General features: G+C 71.4%; 10 protein-coding genes. 8 read left to right on the top strand and 2 right to left on the bottom strand.

Annotated elements, in window-relative coordinates; all coding sequences use genetic code 11:
* Positions 1–4 precede the first annotated feature (4 nt).
* From V6U90_RS08505 to V6U90_RS08495, 3 genes are read left to right on the top strand one after another with little or no spacing between them, the layout of a single operon-like run.
* Positions 5–4,333 (top strand): type I polyketide synthase, encoded by a 4,329-nt coding sequence (locus tag V6U90_RS08505; RefSeq protein WP_334433000.1) that lies wholly within the window; start codon positions 5–7, stop codon positions 4,331–4,333.
* On the top strand, positions 4,330–5,562 hold the full coding sequence (locus V6U90_RS08500; protein ID WP_334432998.1) for a metal-dependent hydrolase family protein: 1,233 nt from the start codon (positions 4,330–4,332) through the stop codon (positions 5,560–5,562). Before V6U90_RS08505 ends, V6U90_RS08500 begins: the two co-directional genes overlap by 4 nt.
* 25 nt (positions 5,563–5,587) lie before the next feature.
* A complete protein-coding gene (locus tag V6U90_RS08495) occupies positions 5,588–7,207 on the top strand; it encodes an acyl-CoA carboxylase subunit beta (RefSeq protein WP_334432995.1) in 1,620 nt (539 codons plus the stop codon).
* An 89-nt stretch (positions 7,208–7,296) separates the two neighbouring features.
* Here V6U90_RS08495 and V6U90_RS08490 read toward each other — a convergent pair whose 3' ends face one another.
* Positions 7,297–10,134 (bottom strand): helix-turn-helix transcriptional regulator, encoded by a 2,838-nt coding sequence (locus tag V6U90_RS08490; protein ID WP_334432993.1) that lies wholly within the window; start codon positions 10,132–10,134, stop codon positions 7,297–7,299.
* A gap of 284 nt (positions 10,135–10,418) precedes the next feature.
* Between V6U90_RS08490 and V6U90_RS08485 the strand changes: the two genes are divergently transcribed.
* From V6U90_RS08485 to V6U90_RS08465, 5 genes are all read left to right on the top strand, one after another.
* Positions 10,419–11,501, top strand: a complete 1,083-nt coding sequence (locus V6U90_RS08485; RefSeq protein WP_334432990.1) for a ferritin-like domain-containing protein — start codon at positions 10,419–10,421, stop codon at positions 11,499–11,501.
* A gap of 36 nt (positions 11,502–11,537) precedes the next feature.
* A complete protein-coding gene (locus V6U90_RS08480) occupies positions 11,538–13,100 on the top strand; it encodes an AMP-binding protein (protein WP_334432988.1) in 1,563 nt (520 codons plus the stop codon).
* Between the two features lie 2 nt (positions 13,101–13,102).
* Positions 13,103–14,365 (top strand): MFS transporter, encoded by a 1,263-nt coding sequence (locus tag V6U90_RS08475; RefSeq protein ID WP_334432986.1) that lies wholly within the window; start codon positions 13,103–13,105, stop codon positions 14,363–14,365.
* 160 nt (positions 14,366–14,525) lie between these two features.
* The gene (locus tag V6U90_RS08470) at positions 14,526–15,482 is read left to right on the top strand and encodes a GNAT family N-acetyltransferase (RefSeq protein WP_334432983.1); all 957 of its coding nucleotides are present in this window, start codon (positions 14,526–14,528) and stop codon (positions 15,480–15,482) included.
* A gap of 334 nt (positions 15,483–15,816) precedes the next feature.
* Positions 15,817–17,586 carry an AfsR/SARP family transcriptional regulator gene (locus tag V6U90_RS08465; RefSeq protein WP_334432980.1) on the top strand — a complete coding sequence of 590 codons (1,770 nt, stop codon included), beginning with the start codon at positions 15,817–15,819 and terminating at the stop codon, positions 17,584–17,586.
* An 11-nt stretch (positions 17,587–17,597) separates the two neighbouring features.
* On the opposite strand, the gene V6U90_RS08460 is transcribed toward V6U90_RS08465, so the two are convergent.
* Entirely contained in the window at positions 17,598–18,338 is a 741-nt protein-coding gene (locus tag V6U90_RS08460) for a response regulator transcription factor (RefSeq protein WP_334432978.1), read from the bottom strand.
* Position 18,339 lies beyond the last annotated feature (1 nt).

The raw sequence follows: 18,339 nt of genomic DNA, 5'->3' as shown, positions 1-18,339 counted from the left end.
GACCGTGACCGCGCACCTGAACAGCACCGGAACCACCCCGGACGCCGATCCGACCGACGGGGTCGAACCGATCGCGATCATCGGCATGGCCTGCCGGGTACCCGGCGCCGACAGCGTCGACGGGTTCTGGGCCAACATGCTCGACGGCGTCACCTCGATCACCCGGTTCACCCCCGAGGAGCTACGCGCGGCCGGCGTGGACCCGCACCTGCTCGCCGACCCCGAGTACGTCCCGGCCGGCGCGGTGATCGACGACGCCGACCACTTCGACGCGGAGTTCTTCGGCTACAACGCCGCCGAGGCCGAGACGATGGACCCGCAGCAGCGGGTCTTCTGCGAGACCGCCTGGGCCGCTCTGGAGGACAGCGGCCACACCCCGGACCGCACCGACGGCGCCGTCGGCGTGTTCGCCGGCATGTTCATGAACAAGTACCTGACGGCCAACCTCGCCACCAACCCCCGCTTCCAGCGTTCGGCGATGGCACCCCTGGCCCGCATCTTCAACGACAAGGACTTTTTGGCCACCCGGGTGGCGTACCTGCTCGACCTGGACGGCCCGGCGCTGACCGTACAGACCGCCTGCTCGACCTCGCTGGTCGCCACCCACCTGGCCTGCCAGTCCCTGCTGACCTACGAGTCGGATCTGGCGCTGGCCGGCGGGGTGGCGATCAACCTGCCGCTGAAGGCCGGCTACTCGCACGCCTACGGCGGGGTGTTCAGCCCCGACGGGCAGTGCCGGCCGTTCGACGCCGACGCGGGCGGGACCGTACCCGGCAACGGCGCCGTGGCCCTGGTGCTGCGCCGACTCTCCGACGCGCTGGCCGACCGGGATCACATCTACGCGGTGATCCGGGCCAGCGCGGTCAACAACGACGGCGCGGTCAAGGCCGGTTTCACCGCACCGAGCGTCGACGGGCAGTCCCGCGTCATCACCGCCGCGCACGCCCTGGCGGCGGTCTCCCCGGGCAGCATCGGCTACCTGGAGGCACACGGCACCGCCACCCAGGTGGGCGACCCGATCGAGGTTGCCGCGCTCACCCAGGCATTCCGCGCCGGTACCGCCCGGCAGGGCTTCTGCGCCCTCGGCTCGGTCAAGGCCAACATCGGCCACCTCGACGCCGCTGCCGGCGCCGCCGGTCTGATGCGGGCCGCCCTCGCCGTCCAGCATGGACAGATCCCACCGACGGTCAACTTCCGGTCGCCCAACCCCGGCCTGGACCTGGACTCCTCACCGTTCTTCGTGCCCACCCGCGCCGCCGCCTGGCCGGCCGGCACCGGACCACGCCGCGCCGGGGTGAGCGCCTTCGGCGTCGGCGGCACCAACGCCCACGTGGTCCTGGAACAGCCACCGCCCGTCCCCGACCCGGCCGCCCCGGCGCCCGCCGGCTGGCAGCTGGTACCGCTGTCGGCGCGCAGTCGCACCGCCGTCGACGCCGCCACCCGCCGGCTGGCCGACCACCTGGAGGCCCACCCCGACCTCGACCTGGCCGACGTGGCCTTCACCCTCCAGGACGGCCGGCGCAGCTTCCCGGTACGCCGCTTCGCCGCCTGCGCCGACCTGCCCGACCTGGTGGCCGTGCTGCGCGGGGAGGATCCGCACCGGTTGGTCACCCGCACCCCCCCCGACACCGGTCACCGGGCGGTGTTCATGTTCCCCGGCGGCGGCAACCAGCACCGCGACATGGGCGCCGACCTCTACCGCAGTCAGCCGGTGTTCCGGGCGGAGATCGACCGCTGCGCGGCGCTGCTGCGCGACCGGCTCGGCGTCGACCTCACCGCGCTGCTGTTCCCCGCCGACGGTGCCGGGTCGAAGCGGGGACGCGCGCTCGGCCGCGCCGAGGGACCCGGGGTGGTCACCGCACTGTTCGCCGTGGAGTACGCGCTGGCGAAACTGTGGATGTCCTGGGGCGTGGAACCGGTCGCCATGCTCGGTCACAGCCTCGGCGAGTACGTCGCCGCGTGCCTGTCCGGCGTGTTCACCCTCGGCGACGCGCTCGCCATCACCTACACCCGTGGTGAGCTGTTCGCCCGGCTGGCCCCGGGCCGGATGCTCGCCGTACCGCTGCCCGAGACACAGGTCGCGGAGCTGCTCGACGAGCGGCTGTCGATCGCGGCGGTGAACGCGCCGGAGCTCACCGTCGTCGCCGGCCCGGACGACGACATCGCCGCCCTCGACCGGCTGCTGACCGACCGGGGCGTGGACTGCGGGCGGATCAACGTGCCGGTGGCGAGCCACTCCTGGCTGGTAGAGCCGGTGCTCGACGAGTTCACCGCCCGGGTCAAGGACTGCGACCTGCGCCCACCGCGCACCCCGTTCGTGTCCTGCGTCACCGGCACCTGGATCCGCCCCGAGGAGGCAACCGACCCGCACTACTGGGCGCGGCACCTGCGCCAGCCCGTACGCTTCGCCGACGCGGTGCGTACCGTCCTGGCCGCACCCGACCGGGTGCTGCTGGAGGTCGGGCCCGGGCGGGCCCTGACCGCGCTGGTACCCGCACAGCGGCTCGCCCCCACCCCGACCGCGGTCGCCTCGCTGGGTCACCCCCGCGACCGGCTGCCGGACACCGCGCACCTGATGGCCGCAGTGGGTCGGCTCTGGCAGGCCGGCGTCACCGTGGACTGGCCGGCGCTGCACACCGCACGTCCCGCCCGGCGGGTCAGCCTGCCCGGCTACCCGTTCCAGCGTCGCCGCTACTGGGTCGAGCCGGGCGTGACGGCCACCGTGCCCGACCCCGGACCGGCCGACACCCCCGGCACCGTCGACCCAGCACCCGGCACCGCCGACCCGGCCCCCGGCACCGCCGACCTGGCCGACGCGCCGGACGACGGCTACCTCGGCCCCCGCACCGAGCGGGAACGCCAGGTCGCCCAGGTGTGGTGCGACCTGCTCGGCGTGGACCGGATCAGCGTCACCGACGACCTGTTCGACTGCGGCGCGCACTCCCTGATGATCACGCAGGCCGCCCGGGAGCTGCGCCGCCTCGGCGCACCCCAGCTCACCGCCCGCGACGTCCTGGCCAGCCCCACCGTCGCCGGACTGGCCGCCCTGATCGAGGCCACCGTGTCCGGGCGACCGCTGATCGAGGTGCAGGGCAACGGCCCCGACCTGACCGCCGAGGTCGTCCTCGACCCGGCGGTCACCCCCGACGCGGACGCGCCGGCCCGCACCGGACCCCCCGGGGTGGTCCTGCTCACCGGTGCCACCGGATTCGTCGGCGCCTTCCTCTGCGCCGAACTGGCCCGGCAGACCAGCGCCGAGATCGTCTGCCTGGTCCGGGCCGCCAACCCCGACGAAGGAACCGAACGCCTGCACGCCGCCCTGACGTCGTACGGTCTGCCGCTGCCACCCGCGCACCGGCTGCGCGTCATCCCCGCCGACCTGGCCAGACCCCGACTGGGCCTGGCACCGGCCGATTTCGACGCGCTCGCCGACGAGGTCGACGCGATCTACCACTGCGGCGCCTGGGTCAACTTCGTCCGCCCCTACCGATCGCTGAAGGCCACCAACGTCCGGGGCACCGAGGAGGTGCTGCGGCTGGCCACCCGGGGCCGGCCCACCCCGGTGCACCACATCTCCACCCTGGCCGTACTCGCCGGAGCCGTCGCCAACGGCGCCGGACAGGTCCACGAGGACGACCCCCTGCCGCCACCGGTGGGCCACGACACCGCCTACAGCCAGAGCAAGTGGGTCGCCGAGGGTCTCATCGACATCGCCCGGGAACGCGGCGTACCCGTCTCGGTCTACCGGGCCGGCGCCGTGCTCGGTGACAGCCGCACCGGCGCGACCAACCGGGAGGACTACGTCACCAAGGTCATCCAGGGCTGCGTCGACCTCGCTCTGGCCCCCACCCGCCGGTACGCCTTCGCCGCCGCCAGCGTCGACTACGTCGCGCGCACCGTGGTCGCCCTGTCCCTGCGCCCGGAGACCCTCGGCGGCACCTTCCACACGGTCAACCCCGACCCGCTGGACTGGAACGACATCTTCACCCACCTGCGGACCTGCGGCTACCGGGTACCCAGCGTCGACTGGCAGCGGTGGCGCCACCAGCTCACCGCGCAGATCGAGGCCGACGAGACGTCGAACACCCTCGCCCCGCTGATGGCCATGCTCGGCGACACCCCCGACCGGGACATGCCCCGGATGCGCTGCGACAACGTGTGGGCGGCACTGCCGGCCGACCTGGCCCGGCCACCAGAGCTGGACGCCGCGTTGTTCGCGCGGATGCTCGGCTTCCTCGCCCGGGGCGGGGCCCTGCCCGCACCGCCGGACGCCGATCCGGACCGCCCCGACCCGACCCCACCCGACACCACCCGGAAGGACACGCCCGCATGACCATGCTGTTGACCGGTGCGACGCTCATCGACGGGCTCGGCGGCGACCCGGTGACCGGCCGGGCCGTACGCGTCGAAGCCGACCGGATCACGCAGGTGGGGACCCGGGTCCCGGCCGACGGTGCCGACCTGGTCGACCTGAGCGGGCTGACCCTGCTGCCGGGGCTGATCGACGCGCACACCCACGTGGGCTACTCCAGCGACGTACGCGCCATGGTCAACGGGGAGCTGTCGGTGGCCGAGCGGGCCGCCGACATCTTCCGCAACCTCCGCGAGACCCTGGCCGCCGGGTTCACCACGATCCGGGACTGCGGCGGCCTCGACCTCGGGGTGCTGCGTACGGTGCAACGGGGGCTGGTACCCGGCCCCCGCATCTGGGCCGCCGCCGTCGCGCTGTCCCAGACCGGCGGTCACGGCCGGCTGAGTTCACCGCTGGCACCGGCGGGCCCGTCGCCCATCTCGGTACGCGGCCTGACCGGGATGACCCCCAACGCCGACGGCGTCGAGGAGGTCCGCCGGGCCGCCCGCGAGTGCTTCCGCCAGGGCGCGTCGTTCCTGAAGATGGCCGTCACCGGCGGGGTCATCTCGGTGTCCGACTCGTTGGAGGACACCCAGTACACCGTCGAGGAGATCGCGGTCGCCGTCGCCGAGGCCCACGCCCGCAACACCTACGTCACCGTGCACGCCCACAACGGTGCCGGTATCCGCAACGCCGTCCAGGCGGGCGTGGGCTGCGTCGAGCACGGCACCGGCATCGACGAGGCGACCGCCGCGATGATGGCCGCCCACGGCGTACACCTGGTGCCCACCCTGGCCATCGCCGAGATGATGCGCACCGACTTCGAGCGGCAGGGACTCGCCCCCGGCATCCGGGACCGGGTCGGCGACACCGCCCAGCGCATGGTCGACGCCCTGCTGCTGGCCCGGGAAGCCGGCGTGCTGGTCGGTTCCGGCTCCGACCTGATCGGCCCGGAGCAGAACCGGCGCGGGCTGGAACTCGTGCTCAAGGCCCGCGTCCTGGGCCCGATGGCGGCGATCGTCTCGGCCACCTCGGTCAATGCCCGGATCATGCGGGTCGCCGACCGTATCGGGTCGGTCGAGGTGGGCAAGCTCGCCGACCTCGTCGCCGTGGACTTCGACCCGCTGGCCGAGCCGCACCTGTTCGACGACCCGGACCGGGTCGTCCTCGTCGTCCGCAACGGCGAGATCGTCAAGGACACCCGCAAATGACCGCGCCGCGTACGGACGCCCGCCGATGACCGCCGTCATGGAACCGGACCGGGCCAACGGCCGCCCCGACGGCACCATCACCGACCTGCACACCCCGACCACCGCGGAGAAGCTGGCCGAGCTGCGCCGCCGGCGCGCCGAGGCCGACCAGCCCGGCTCACCCCGGGCGGCCCGCCGGCTGGCCGCCCGGGGCCGAATGACCGCACGGGAGCGGATCCTGGCGCTGCTCGACCCCGGCTCGTTCGTGGAGACCGACCGGCTGGCCCGCCGGGAGATCGAGGGGTACGCCGGGCCGCAGCCACCCGGCGACGGTGTCATCACCGGCTACGGCACCGTCGACGGTCGTCAGGTGTGCGTCTACGCGCACGACGCGACCCATCGGGGTGGCAGCGCGGGGGCGGTCTTCGGCGCCAAGGTCTGCAAGATACTCGACCACGCCATGCGCGTCGGCTGCCCGGTGATCGGCATCAACGACTCCAGCGGCGCCCGGGTGGAGGAGGGAGTGCTGGCCCTGGCCGCGTACGGCGAGGTCGCCCGGCGCATGGTCACCGCCTCCGGGGTGATCCCGCAGATCTCCCTCATCATGGGTGTCTGTGCCGGTGGCGCCGTCTACACCCCGGCGTTCACCGACTTCGTGGTCATGGTGGAGAACACCTCGCACATGTTCGTCACCGGCCCGGACGTCATCCGCGCGGTGACCGGCGAGCGGGTGGGCCTGGAGGCCCTCGGCGGCGCCACGGTGCACGCCACCCGCAGCGGGAACGCCCACTACGCCGCGGCCAGCGAGGCCGAGGCCATCGACTACGTCCGGGACCTGCTGTCCTACCTGCCGGCCAACAACCTCGACCCGGCCCCGGTCTGGCCACCGGTGTCCCCACTGGATCCCACCGACGCCGACCGGGAACTCGACACGCTGGTACCCGACCGGGCCACCACCCCGTTCGACATGCACGAGGTGATCAGGCGAATCGTCGACGACGGCGACCTGCTGACGGTGCACCCCAACTTCGCCCCCAACATCATCTGCGGCTTCGCCCGCGTCGACGGCGCCCCCATGGGCGTGGTCGCCAACCAGCCGCTGCATCTGGCCGGCGCCATCGACATCGACGCCGCCGAGAAGGCCGCACGGTTCGTCCGCTTCTGCGACTCGTTCAACATCCCCGTGCTCACCCTCGTCGACGTGCCCGGTTACCTGCCCGGTACCGCCCAGGAGCACCAGGGCATCATCCGCAGGGGTGCGAAACTCGCGTTCGCCTACATCGAGGCGACGATCCCGAAGATCACCATCGTGGTACGGCGGGCCTTCGGTGGCGGGTACGCGGTGATGGGATCCCGGGAACTCGGCGCCGACCTCTGCTTCGCCTGGCCGACCGCGCAGATCGGGGTGATGGGCGCGACGGGCGGGGTCGCCCTGCTGCACCACCGCACCCTCGCTGAGGCCGACGACCCGGCGCTGACCCGCCAGACCCTCATCCACGAGTACGAGGAGCAGTTGCTCACCCCCTACCGGGCGGCCGAGCACGGCTGTGTCGACGACCTGATCCTGCCGTCGGAGACCCGGCCCACGGTCGTCCGCGCCCTGCGTGCCCTGAGCAACAAGCGGGTCATCCTGCCGGCCCGCAAGCACGGCAACATCCCGCTGTGATCCGTCGTGGCGCAGGTCGCCCGGCGGCGCACGGCACGCCGGTCGGGCGGGGCGGGCGAGCCGCCACCACCCGACAGTGAAGCGCGTCCTCAGGTCGCCGCCACCTCCCCGGCCGGCACCGCCGCATCGACCGGGTGCCCGGTGGCACCGATGAGACGGGCGACCGCAGCCCGGGAGGACACCCCGAGCTTGGCGAAGATGTTCGCCAGATGCATCTCCACCGTCTTTTCGGTCACGAACAGCTCCTGCGCCACCCGCCGGTTCGTCAGCCCCTGGCTGACCAGGGCGGCGACCTGCCGCTCCCGCCGGGTGAGCCGGTCCAGGCCCACCACGTCGGCGGACTCGTCCGGCCGGGTACGGCGTGATGCGCGCGCCGCCAGCCGGCGCCGCTCCAGCACGGCCTGCCGGGCCAGCCGGTGCGCACCACACGCCTCGAACGCGGCCTGGACCGCCTTGACCTCCCGGTAGCTGTCGTTGACCAGTCCCAGTGCGGCCAACGGTCCGACGCTGACCATGCGCGCCCGGGCGGCGTCCACCACCATGCCGGCGGAGGCCAGTTCCCGGGCCGCCACCTGCGCGGCGGCCACCGCCCGTGCCGGGTGCTCGGCGGCCAGCACGTGCGCCCGGGCGAGCAGCGCCAGACCGGTGTGACCCGGCAGGTCGAACACGGCGGCAACCGCGGCGGCCCGGTCGGCCCAATGCGCCGCCCGTTCGGCCCGGCCGGCGGCCAGCTCCGCCCGGGTCATCGCTTCACACCAGCTGATTTGCGAGCACAGGTCGGACGCCGGCAGCCGGTCGCTGTCGCCCGGGCACGCCCGGGTCAGGTATCCGGCCGGGTCACTGCCGGCCAGACCGATCTCCACCTGCAGCCGACGGACCAGCAGCGCGTACGGTCCATCCGACAGCACCGGCAGGGCGTCGACCTCCGGTGGGCCCTCGGCGGACCCGACCTGGCTGTCGATCCAGGCCTGTAGGGTGCGGGCCACGGCGATCTCCCGCTCGCCGCCCACCACGGTGGCCACCTCCACCGCCTGCTGCACGCACTCCTGTGCCTGCGGCAGTCTGCCCCGGGCCTGCAACGCGACCACCAGGGCGGCCTGGAGGCGGGCCAGGAGCAGCAGGTGCCCGCTGTGCCGGGCGGCGGCGACCGCCCGGTCGAGGTGGCGTACCGCGTCGTCGAAACGCTCGTGCAGGATCTCCGCCTCGATCACCCAGGCGGCGGCCCGCAGGCTGCGGACGAACTCGCCGTCGAGCATCGCGTCCAGCAGGTTGACCGCCTGATCGAGCCGGCGACGCGCGGGGGGCATGTCCAGCGCGGCGGTGTCCGCCACCGCCAGCAGCGCGAGCGTGGTGGCCTCCGCCGGGCGTACCCCGTGTTGTTGGGCCGCGGTGTACGCCACGGCGGCCAGGTCGCGGGCGGCGTCGGCGTGACCGGCGGCCAGCTCCAGACAGGCCAGTTCAAAGGCGAGCATGGCCCGTCCGATGCTCTGCGTGGCGGGCAGTGCGGCCAGTTCCGCCCGGGCGAGCGCACCCGCCTCGGCCCGTCGGGACAGCGCCAGCTCCACCATGACGCAGAGGGACACCGCGTGCGCCCGGCGGGTGGTCGGTCGGCGTTGCAGCAGTCTGAGCGCCTCGTGCAGGGTGTTGCGGCTGCCCGCCAGATCCCCGGTGACCGCGGCGAGCTGGGCCAGCCGGACCAGCAGCACCACGCGCCGCCGGTCGTGGTCGGGCTGGTGCGGCAGCAGCCGCAGGGCCACCCGCAGCCAGTGCACCGCGATGACCGGGGCGTGGGTCTGCACCACCAAGGCAGCCCGGTGCAGCACCGCCACCGCAGCCAGGTCGCCGGGACGGGCGCTTCGGGCCACGTGCGGGGCGAGCGCCTGCGGCGGGGCGCCGCGCTGGTACAGCGCGGCCACGGCCCGGCCGTGCGCGGCCAGTTGCCAGCCCGGGCTGACCGCGTCGTGGACCGCCCGCCACACCACGGAGTGCCGGAAGCCGATCAGCCGGTCACCGGCGACCGGGCGGACCAGGTCCAGACCGGCCAGTTCGTCCAGCGCCCGGTGCACCTCGATGTCGCTGCACTGGCCGATCTGGGCCACCAGGGCCGGCTCGAACACCTCGCCCGCCACCGCCGCCGCGTCGAGGACCGTACGCGCCAGCGGCGAGGCGGCCTCCAGCTCCCCGACCAGCCTCATCCGCAACGCGACGGGCAACTCGCCGATGACCACCGACGCGGTGTCGTACAACCCGGTGGCGGCGGCGGCCAGGGCATGCAGGTGCAACGGATTGCCGCCGCTGTGCCGGTAGAGGGCCCACCGCCACGGTCCACCGCACTGGCTACCGAGCAGCGTCTGCGCGTCCTGCTCGGTGACCGGCCCGAGTGGTATCTCGCGCACCCGTTCGTCTCCGGGCGCGCCGACCAGTGCCGTGTGCAGCCGTACCGGTGCCTGGCGGGGCCGGTAGGCGAGGACGACCAGCAGCGGCATCGGCGACGGGGAGCGCACCAGTTGGGCAAGCAGTGCGACGGTCGCCTCATCGGCCCAGTGCATGTCGTCGACCAGGACGACGAGCCGGTTGGCGTCCGCGTCGCCCGCCCGGTTGACGAGGTCACGTACCAGGTGGATGGAAGCATTGCTGTCCGCGGGTGCGTCGCCCGGATCGACCTGCCCGGTGTTGCAGCGGGCGCCGTCGACCAGCGCGTCGAGCAGTGGGGCCAGGGGTGGTGACCGGTGCCCACGGGTGGCCGAGCCCGACAGGACGCGGGCGCCCCGGCGACGAGCGACCTCGCCGAACTCGCTGAGCAGCCGGGTCTTCCCGATACCGGGATCGCCGGTCACCGCCACGACCCGGACTCCCGCTCGACCTGTCGCCTCCAGGGCCCCCCGCAGGACCGTCATCTCGGTGTCACGTCCCACGAACGGGGTCATCAGCACCACTCTCCCGACGCACGCCCGCAACGTCCGTCCTGTCGCCGCTGAACCCTGGCACCCGTCATATCAGATCGACTCCCATCTTCTGATGCCCGGTCCGATCCGCAATAGACATTAGCAGGATTGTGATTGGAAACTGTGAGTAAGTTTTCGCCGCAAAAGCCGCACCCTGCGCAGGGTCCCGACCCGAGGATCGCGGCAACCCTAGGGAACTCCCCAGTGCCCGACAAACGTCCCTGAATTCATAATCAACCGTAGCTATTTATGAGGTGGAGGCATCATTGAGCACCCGGCTGTACGCCCTGCCTGTCGACCAGACGGGCTGGCACATCAAGGCAGGGAACACGACCGTTTTTGACTGGGACTACGACGAGGGCCGGGACAAACTGCTCACTCTCTACGAGAAGGGCAAGGAGCGGCAGTGGAACGCGGCGGAGCGACTCGACTGGTCCATCGAGATAGATCACGACGATCCGATGGGCATACCGGAGGAATCGGTCGCCATCTACGGGTCACGTACCTGGCAGTCACTTAACAGAAGAGAAAAAGCCAACGTACGGCTGCACATGAACTCGTGGCAGTTCTCCCAGTTCCTCCACGGTGAACAGGGCGCCCTCATCTGCTCTGCCAAGATCGTCCAGACCGTACCGGACATCGACTCCAAGTTCTACGCCGCCACCCAGGTGGTGGACGAGGCCCGTCACGTCGAGGTGTACTCCCGCTACCTCCGGGACAAGATCGGGTTCGCCTACCCCATCAACCCGTACTTCAAGAGCCTGCTCAACGACATCATCTCCGACTCCCGCTGGGACATGACCTACCTCGGTATGCAGGTTCTCATCGAAGGACTCGCGCTGGCCGCGTTCGGTCAGATCCGCGACTACTCCAAGGAACCACTCGCCCAGGCCCTCAACGCCTACGTGATGCAGGACGAGGCACGTCACGTGGCCTTCGGTCGGCTGGCCCTGCGCGACTACTACCCCGAGCTGACCCAGGCCGAGCGCGACGAACGTGAGGAGTTCTGCATCGAGGCCTGCCACATGCTCCAGCAACGCTTCGTCGGCGAGGAGGTCTGGACCGCACTCGACCTCGACGCCGCCGAGTGCATGGCCTTCATGCGCGACTCCGAGCACTACCAGTACTTCCGATCCAAGCTGTTCTCCCGGATCGTGCCCACGCTCAAGGACATCGGCCTGTTCGGCCCGAAACTGCAGCGGGCCTTCGCCGACATGGGCGTACTGAGCTACCAGGACGCCAACCTCGACCGGCTGATGGCCGAGGACGAGACCGTCGCCGACGAGGTCGACAAGCTGCGCCGGGAGCAGGTCGCGCAGGCCATCCGGCTCGGCTCCGAGCCGTCCTGACCCCACACCGAGCGTCCGGCCCGAGGAGATCGCCCCGTGCACACCCCAACCGCTGCATCCATCAACTACGTCCCGCAGGCGTTGGCGCTGTTCGAGAAGTACGGTCCGGCAGAGGCGATCGTGTACTCCGACCGCCGACTGACCTACACCGACCTGCGGGACGGCATCCAGCACCTGGCCGAGGCCCTGCGTGGGCAGGGGATACGTGCGGGCCGTGCGGTGGCGGTGGTCGCCAACAACCACCCGGACGTGGTCATGTTGCACTTCGCCCTGCACCTGCTGGGCTGCCGGTCCGTCTGGGTGGCCCACGCACCCGTGGAGCACCAGCTGGACTTCCTCCGCCAGGCCCGCCCGGACGCCCTGGTGTACGACCCCCGCACCCACGCCGAGGCCGGCGTCGAACTGGCCCGCCAGGCCGAGTCCCCGGCCGTGTTCAGCCTCGGCCCCGGCACCCTGGGCACCGACCTGTGGCAGGCACCCCGGGTGGCACTGGAACCGGCCGACACCATGGGCGAACCCTCCTCCCTGTTCCAGACCAGCGGCACGACCGGACGGCCCAAACTCGTCCACCACCGCAACCTGCTGTTCCAGACGATTCTGGAACTCGCCGCCCGGTGGGCGGGCGAGGGCCGCCCGACCCGCCACCTCTACTACGGCGTCTTCTGGCACGTCAGCTCGCAACTGGGCGTCATGGGCATGCTGTTCACCGGTGGGACGCAGGTGATGTGCGACTCCTTCGACGTCACGCAGTTCTTCACCCTCATCGAGCAGGAACGCATCACGAGCACCAACGGCGCCTCACCCCGCCTGTACGAGATGCTGGACTGCCCGCTGCTCGGCCGGACCGACCTGAGCAGTCTGGAGATGATCAGCGTGGGCGGTTCGACCGTCGCCCCCGCCCGGCTGACCCAGGCACTCGACCGCTTCGGACCCATCGTGCGCGTCGCCTACGGGATGAGCGAGGCGCCCCTGATCACCGAACTCAACGGCGACGAACACGACCCGAGCCGGCCCCACCTGTTGCGCTCCTGCGGACGTGCCTACGGTGACATGCGCATCGCCATCCGGGACGACGCCGGCAGGGACCTGCCGCCCGGGCAGCACGGTCAGGTGTGGATCTCCGGTTCGCTGGTCATGGCCGGGTACTGGGGACAGCCGGAGCTGACCGCCAGAACACTGGTCGACGGCTGGCTGCGCACCGGGGACACCGGATACCTCGACGAGGACGGCTACCTCTATCTGGTGGGGCGCGAGCAGGACCGCATCATCACCGGTCCCGGCGCCACCAACGTCTACCCCGGGCCGATCGAGGACGTCCTGACCGCCCACCCCGACGTCCACGACGCGGCCGTCATCGCCGTACCGGACGACGCCTATGGTGAGGCGGTGTACGCCTTCGTCGTGCCCGTACCGGGCGCCACGGTCACCCCCGAACAGCTCCGCGACCTGGTCACCGAGCGGCTCAACACCATCTGGACCCCCCGTGAGGTGGAGTTCGTCGACGCACTGCCCATGATCGGCTACGGGAAGGTCGACAAGCGCAAACTGCGTGACCGCCATCTCGCCCGTACCGGCACGGCAGTCGGTCCACGGGAGTGACGGTGCCCACCCGGTCCCGGGTCGCCCTCGTCGGGCTGCTCACCGCCGGGACGATCTCCGACACCGGCACCCGGGTGTCCACGGTGACCCTGCCCTGGCTGGTCCTGGTCAGCACCGGCAGCCCCACCCGGATGGGCCTGGTCGCCGCCGCCGAGATGCTGCCCTATGTACTGATCAGCGCACTGGGCCCACCCCTGGTGGACCGACTGGGCGCCCGCCGGGTTTCCATCACGGCCGATCTGGCCAGCGCCGCCGGCATGCTGGTGCTGGCCGCCACCTACCACCTCGGGTTCACCACACTGCTCGCCCAGGTTGCTCTCATCGGCGTCCTACGTGGTCTCGGCGACAACGCCAAACGGGCGATGGCGCATCCCACCATCGCCGCGTCGGGCGTCTCCATGGCGCGGGTCAGCGCCATCGACGACGGCCTGCACCGGCTGAGCATCCTCGTCGGCGCACCGGCAGCCGGCGTGATCATCGCCTGGTTCGGCATCACCCAGGCTATCCTGATCGACGCGGCGACCTTCGCCGTGGCCGCCGCCGTCGTGACGGCGCTGATCCCGGCGTCCATCGGACGGCCCACCCACACCGCCGCCGCCGCGGAGCGGGAACCGTACCTGAAGGCGCTGGGCATCGGACTGCGCCACCTGCGTTCCGACCAGGTCGCCGTCGGGATCTTCGCCATGATGTTCGTCATCAACCTGTTCAACCAGGCCAGCGTCGCCGTCTACATCCCAGTCTGGGTCGACCAGGTGGTCGACAACCCGGCCGCGCTCGGCGCGATAAGCGGCGCGCTCGCCCTCGGCGCGGTCGTCGGCAACATCGGCTTCGCCATCGCCGCCAACCGCCTGCCCCGCTACCTCACCTTCACGATCGGATTCCTCGTCGGCGGGGCGCCCCGCTTCCTGGCCATGGCGTTCAGCCACGACCTGCTGGTGGTGGTCGCCATCACCTTCGTCTCCGGCATCGCACTGGCCTCCGTCAACCCGATCATCGCCGCCACCATCCTGGAACGCACCCCGCCACCGTTGCAGGCCCGGATGTTCGGACTGGCCACCGCGGTTTCCTGGGCCAGCATCCCGATCGGCGGCGTACTCGGCGGCTGGGCCGCATCCGCACTCGGGCTGACCCCCGCGATCGCCCTGACCGGACTGCTGTACCTGCTGGTGGCGCTCACCCTGGTGCTGCGCCCCGCCCGGTGGCGCCGCCTGGACGAACCGCCGCCCACCATGGCCACCACCACCGCCGACCCGGCCCGGACGTGAACACCACCGCGGCAACCGGGCCGCTACCGTTCCCGTTGCCCCCGGCCGTGCCGCCCGGCACGGCCCACGTTGACAGACCAGTCGATGTCCCGACACCCTCGACAGTTCCACATCCCCGGTCCCCACGCGGCCGGTCAGCACTGCGGAAGGCGCCAACGACATGCACGTTCGAGACGACTACGGGCTCACCATCGCCGAAGCGGACGCGCACCAGGCACTCGCCGCACACCGCGCCGGCGACCTACCCCCGGTTGCCCTCATCCGGGTTCCCGACCCACCCCGCGACACCTGGGCGGACCTCGCCCGGGCCGGGTTCATCCGCAAGCCGATCTGGCTGAGCTGGCGGGCACCCACCCCGCGCTCGGTCGACGACTACGCCGCCCGACTCGCCCGCAAGGCCCGCCAGGACCTGCGCCGGGCCATCGACCGGGCGGCCAGCGCCAACGTGCACGTCGAGGTGCACCAGACGCTCAGCACCGACCAACTCGACCCGTTCCTCACCCTGTACGAGAACCGGGTCAACGGGATGCGCTTCGGCTTCTCGTTCGCCAGCTCACTGCGCGACGGCATGATCGACAACCCGAGGACCTTCGGCGTGTTCGCCTACGACAACGGTGAACTGGTCGGCGGCTGCCTGTGCCGGGAGTTCCCGGAGGACAACTCGGTGTGGCTGCTCTTCTCCGCCGTCGAGGCCCGCTGGCGGGAACACAGCCTCGCCCGGGTGATCTACCTGCACGCCTTCGAGGAGACCCGCAGGCGTGGCTATCCCGAGGTGACCATGGGCAACGACCCCAACCTCTACGGACACGTCGCCAAGCCCGGCCTGTTCCTGTTCAAGACCCGCCTCGGCTTCGAACCCGTACCCGCCAAACCCATCGGCCGGGCCCCGGCAGGCGACTGCGCCGACCTGCTGCTCTCGGTCGACGCGCTGACCACACCCGTGGTCATGCTGGGCCATGCCGACGAGGACTCCCACCACGACGCCAGCACGCCACGACTGACCGCCCACGTCTTCGGCGCCGGGCCGGAGATCGACATCAACCGGTACACCACCCGCACCGTCGGCACGGCCGGCCGCGTCGACCTGCCGGCGCCGGTGGCCCGTACCACCGCCTGACCCCTGCGTCGCAGTCCTGCTCCACCGCCGTACCCACCAGAAGAACCGACGGTACCAACCGGTGGTCGCCGACGCGCCACCGCCCGACCGGCCACTGGGGGACGTGACCTGCAGGGGGAACCAGAGCCGCACAGCCACCGATTGTGAGGGCGGAAATGGTCTGTTCGCTCGGCTGCGCCTGCTCGTCCGCCGAGGCGACGCAGGCGACTCGTCGTTGGATCCGGATGTCTCCATGAACACGGACCTCATTCAGGAAAGATCCATGATTCAGGGAAGATCCATGCCCGACAACCAGCCTGATTCAGCAGCGCCAAGGATCTCCGTCCTGGGGCCGTTGCGCGTCGAACACCTCGGTGGCACCGTACAACTCGGGCCGAAGGTCTCCAGCCTTCTCTCGGCGTTGGTGCTCCACGCCGGCAGACCGGTCAATGCGGGCCAGCTCGTCGAGCTGCTGTGGGGTACGTCCGCCTCTGCGGCAGCCGAAACCACTCTCCGCAGCCACGTCTCACATCTGCGCCGGAAGCTCGGATTCCCGCACGGCCAGGACGCCCCGATGACCACCGTGCGGACCGTGGGCACGCCTGCCAGCAGGGGCTATCTACTGGAGCTGGCGCGGGACAGCGTCGACGCGCAGGTCTTCGAGAGCGCGGTGGTCGAGGGTAACCGGCTGCTCCGGACCGGCGGTACCGCGGAGGCGCGGCAGGCGGCGAAGCTGCTCCGGGACGGACTGGCGCTGTGGCGCGGTACCGCCTTCGCGGACATCGCCCACTGGTGGGGTGCCACGGCCGAGATCAAACGCCTGGACGCACTGCGTCGCTCCGCGATGCAGCTCCGCGCCGAGGCGCTCGTCGAGATCGGCAGCTACGTGGAGGCCACGGGCGAACTCGCCGGCATGATCGCCGTCGACCCGTACAACGAGAAGGTACGGCGCCTGCTGGCGCTGGCGCTCTATGCCGACCAGCGGGTGGACGAGGCGGCGGAGGTCTGCCGGGAGGGGCTGACCCTGTTGGCCTGTCGTGGCCTCGACGCACCCGACCTTCATGATCTCCAGCGGAGGATCCTGCGACGCACGGTCGCCATCGGGGTGGGCCCGTCGGTCCCGCGTCTTCTGCCACCGGCGCCACCGATCTTCGTCGGTCGGACCGCCGAACTGGAGACGGCTACCCGGCTGCTGTGCGGCACCGACGGTCGCCCGGAGACGCTCATCCTCAGCGGTCCGGCGGGCATCGGCAAGAGCACCTTCGCCATCCACCTGGCACACCAGGTGGCGACGCAGCTTCCGGGCGGGCAACTCTACGTCGACCTGCGCGGGTTCAACGCCGTCTGCCCACCGCTGTCCGTCCCGGAGGTCGTCCGGACCGTTCTGCTGGCCCTGGGCGTGTCGCCGGAGCGTCTGCCCGTCAGCGTGGACGGCCAGTTGGCGTTGTACCGCAACCTGCTCGTCGATCGTCGGATGCTGATCGTGTTCGACAACGCGGCGGACGCCCAGCAGGTGCGGCCGCTGCTGCCCGCGCCGGCGGGCTGCCCCGTCATCGTGACCAGCCGCAGCAGGCTCACGAGTCTGGTGGCGACCGGGGCCGCCCTACCGCTCTCCCTCGGCCCGTTGTCCGATGTCGAGGCGCGGGAGCTGCTCGTACGGCGACTGGGCATCGACCGGACCGCCGCCGAGCCGGCGGCGATGACCGAGCTGGTCGACTACTGCGACGGCAACCCGTTGACCCTGGCGGTGACCGCCGCGCAGGCGGCCAACTTTCCGGGTCTCCGGCTGGAGCAGTTGGCTGCCGAACTGCGGGCGCCCGAGACCCGACTCGATGCGCTGTCCACGGTGGATGCCACCGTCGACGTGCGCAGCACGTTCTCGGCGTCGTACCGCATGCTCAGCGACGGTGCCGCGAGACTCTTCCGGCAACTGGCCCCGAACGTGGAATCGGAATTCACGGTCCACTCGGTGACGAGTCTGCTCAGCACGAGTTCCCGCCGGACGCGCCGGCATCTCGGTGAACTGGCCGACGTACACCTCGTCGCCCAGCCCGGGCCGGGACTGTACCTGCTGCCGGATCTGGTTCGCGCGTACGGCATCGAACTCACCCACGGCTACGACTAGCCCGCACGCGATCAACTCGCGGCGGCATCCGGGGTCCAGTACGTCGCGGGCGCCGGGGCGCCCAGGGCATCACGCACCATGAGAACAGCCTCCAGGCGGTTGCGGGCATCGAGCTTGGCCAGGGCGTGCGAGACGTGACTCTTGACGGTGGCGCTCGAAACCCCGCAGAGCTCCGCCGTCTCGGCGGTGGTGAGACCCTCGCCGAGCAGGCAGAGCACCTCGCGCTCGCGAGCGGTCAGCTTCTGCACGGCGTCCTGGGACCGTCGGTCCACCGCAGCCGGGTTGACGTAGAAGTTCAGCAGGGCCGTGGAGAGTACCCGGTTCCTGCCGGCGACCGCCTGCACGCTGCCGGCCACCCCGCTGAGGTCGGGCTCCTTCACCAGGCAGCCGGCGGCACCGGCCGACATCGCGGCATCGAGACTGCGCCGGGACCAGTCCAGGCACAGGAGAATGACCGGAATCCGCCGGGCGGCCAGGTGACGGATCGCGCCGATCATCAGGTCTCCGTGGCTCGATCCGATGACCGCCACGTCGACGCGCCGCAGTGGCCAGTCCACCAACGGTCGGTGGCTGTCCACCTCAGCCACGACGTCGAGCTGACTGTTGCCGTTCAGCACGTCGTGCAGCAGCTGACGCCAGACCGGATCGTGGTCCGCGACCAGGACACGGGTCCGCAGTTGGGCACGGGTTTCGCCAGCATCGGGCTGCCACTGCGACCGGAGCTGGCGCGTCGTAGCCTGGATGAACGTCAAC

Source organism: Micromonospora sp. CPCC 206060, from assembly GCF_036906895.1.
In the GTDB taxonomy this organism is placed as follows: domain Bacteria; phylum Actinomycetota; class Actinomycetes; order Mycobacteriales; family Micromonosporaceae; genus Micromonospora.
Note: the sequence above shows the minus strand (reverse complement) of the source record. Positions and strands in the feature narration are given on the sequence as shown.

Coding starts and splice junctions, on each gene's coding strand:
- V6U90_RS08500 (WP_334432998.1), top strand. CDS start 4,330: ATGACCATGCTGTTGACCGGTGCGACGCTCATCGACGGGCTCGGCGGC.
- V6U90_RS08495 (WP_334432995.1), top strand. CDS start 5,588: ATGACCGCCGTCATGGAACCGGACCGGGCCAACGGCCGCCCCGACGGC.
- V6U90_RS08470 (WP_334432983.1), top strand. CDS start 14,526: ATGCACGTTCGAGACGACTACGGGCTCACCATCGCCGAAGCGGACGCG.
- V6U90_RS08490 (WP_334432993.1), bottom strand. CDS start 10,134: ATGACCCCGTTCGTGGGACGTGACACCGAGATGACGGTCCTGCGGGGG.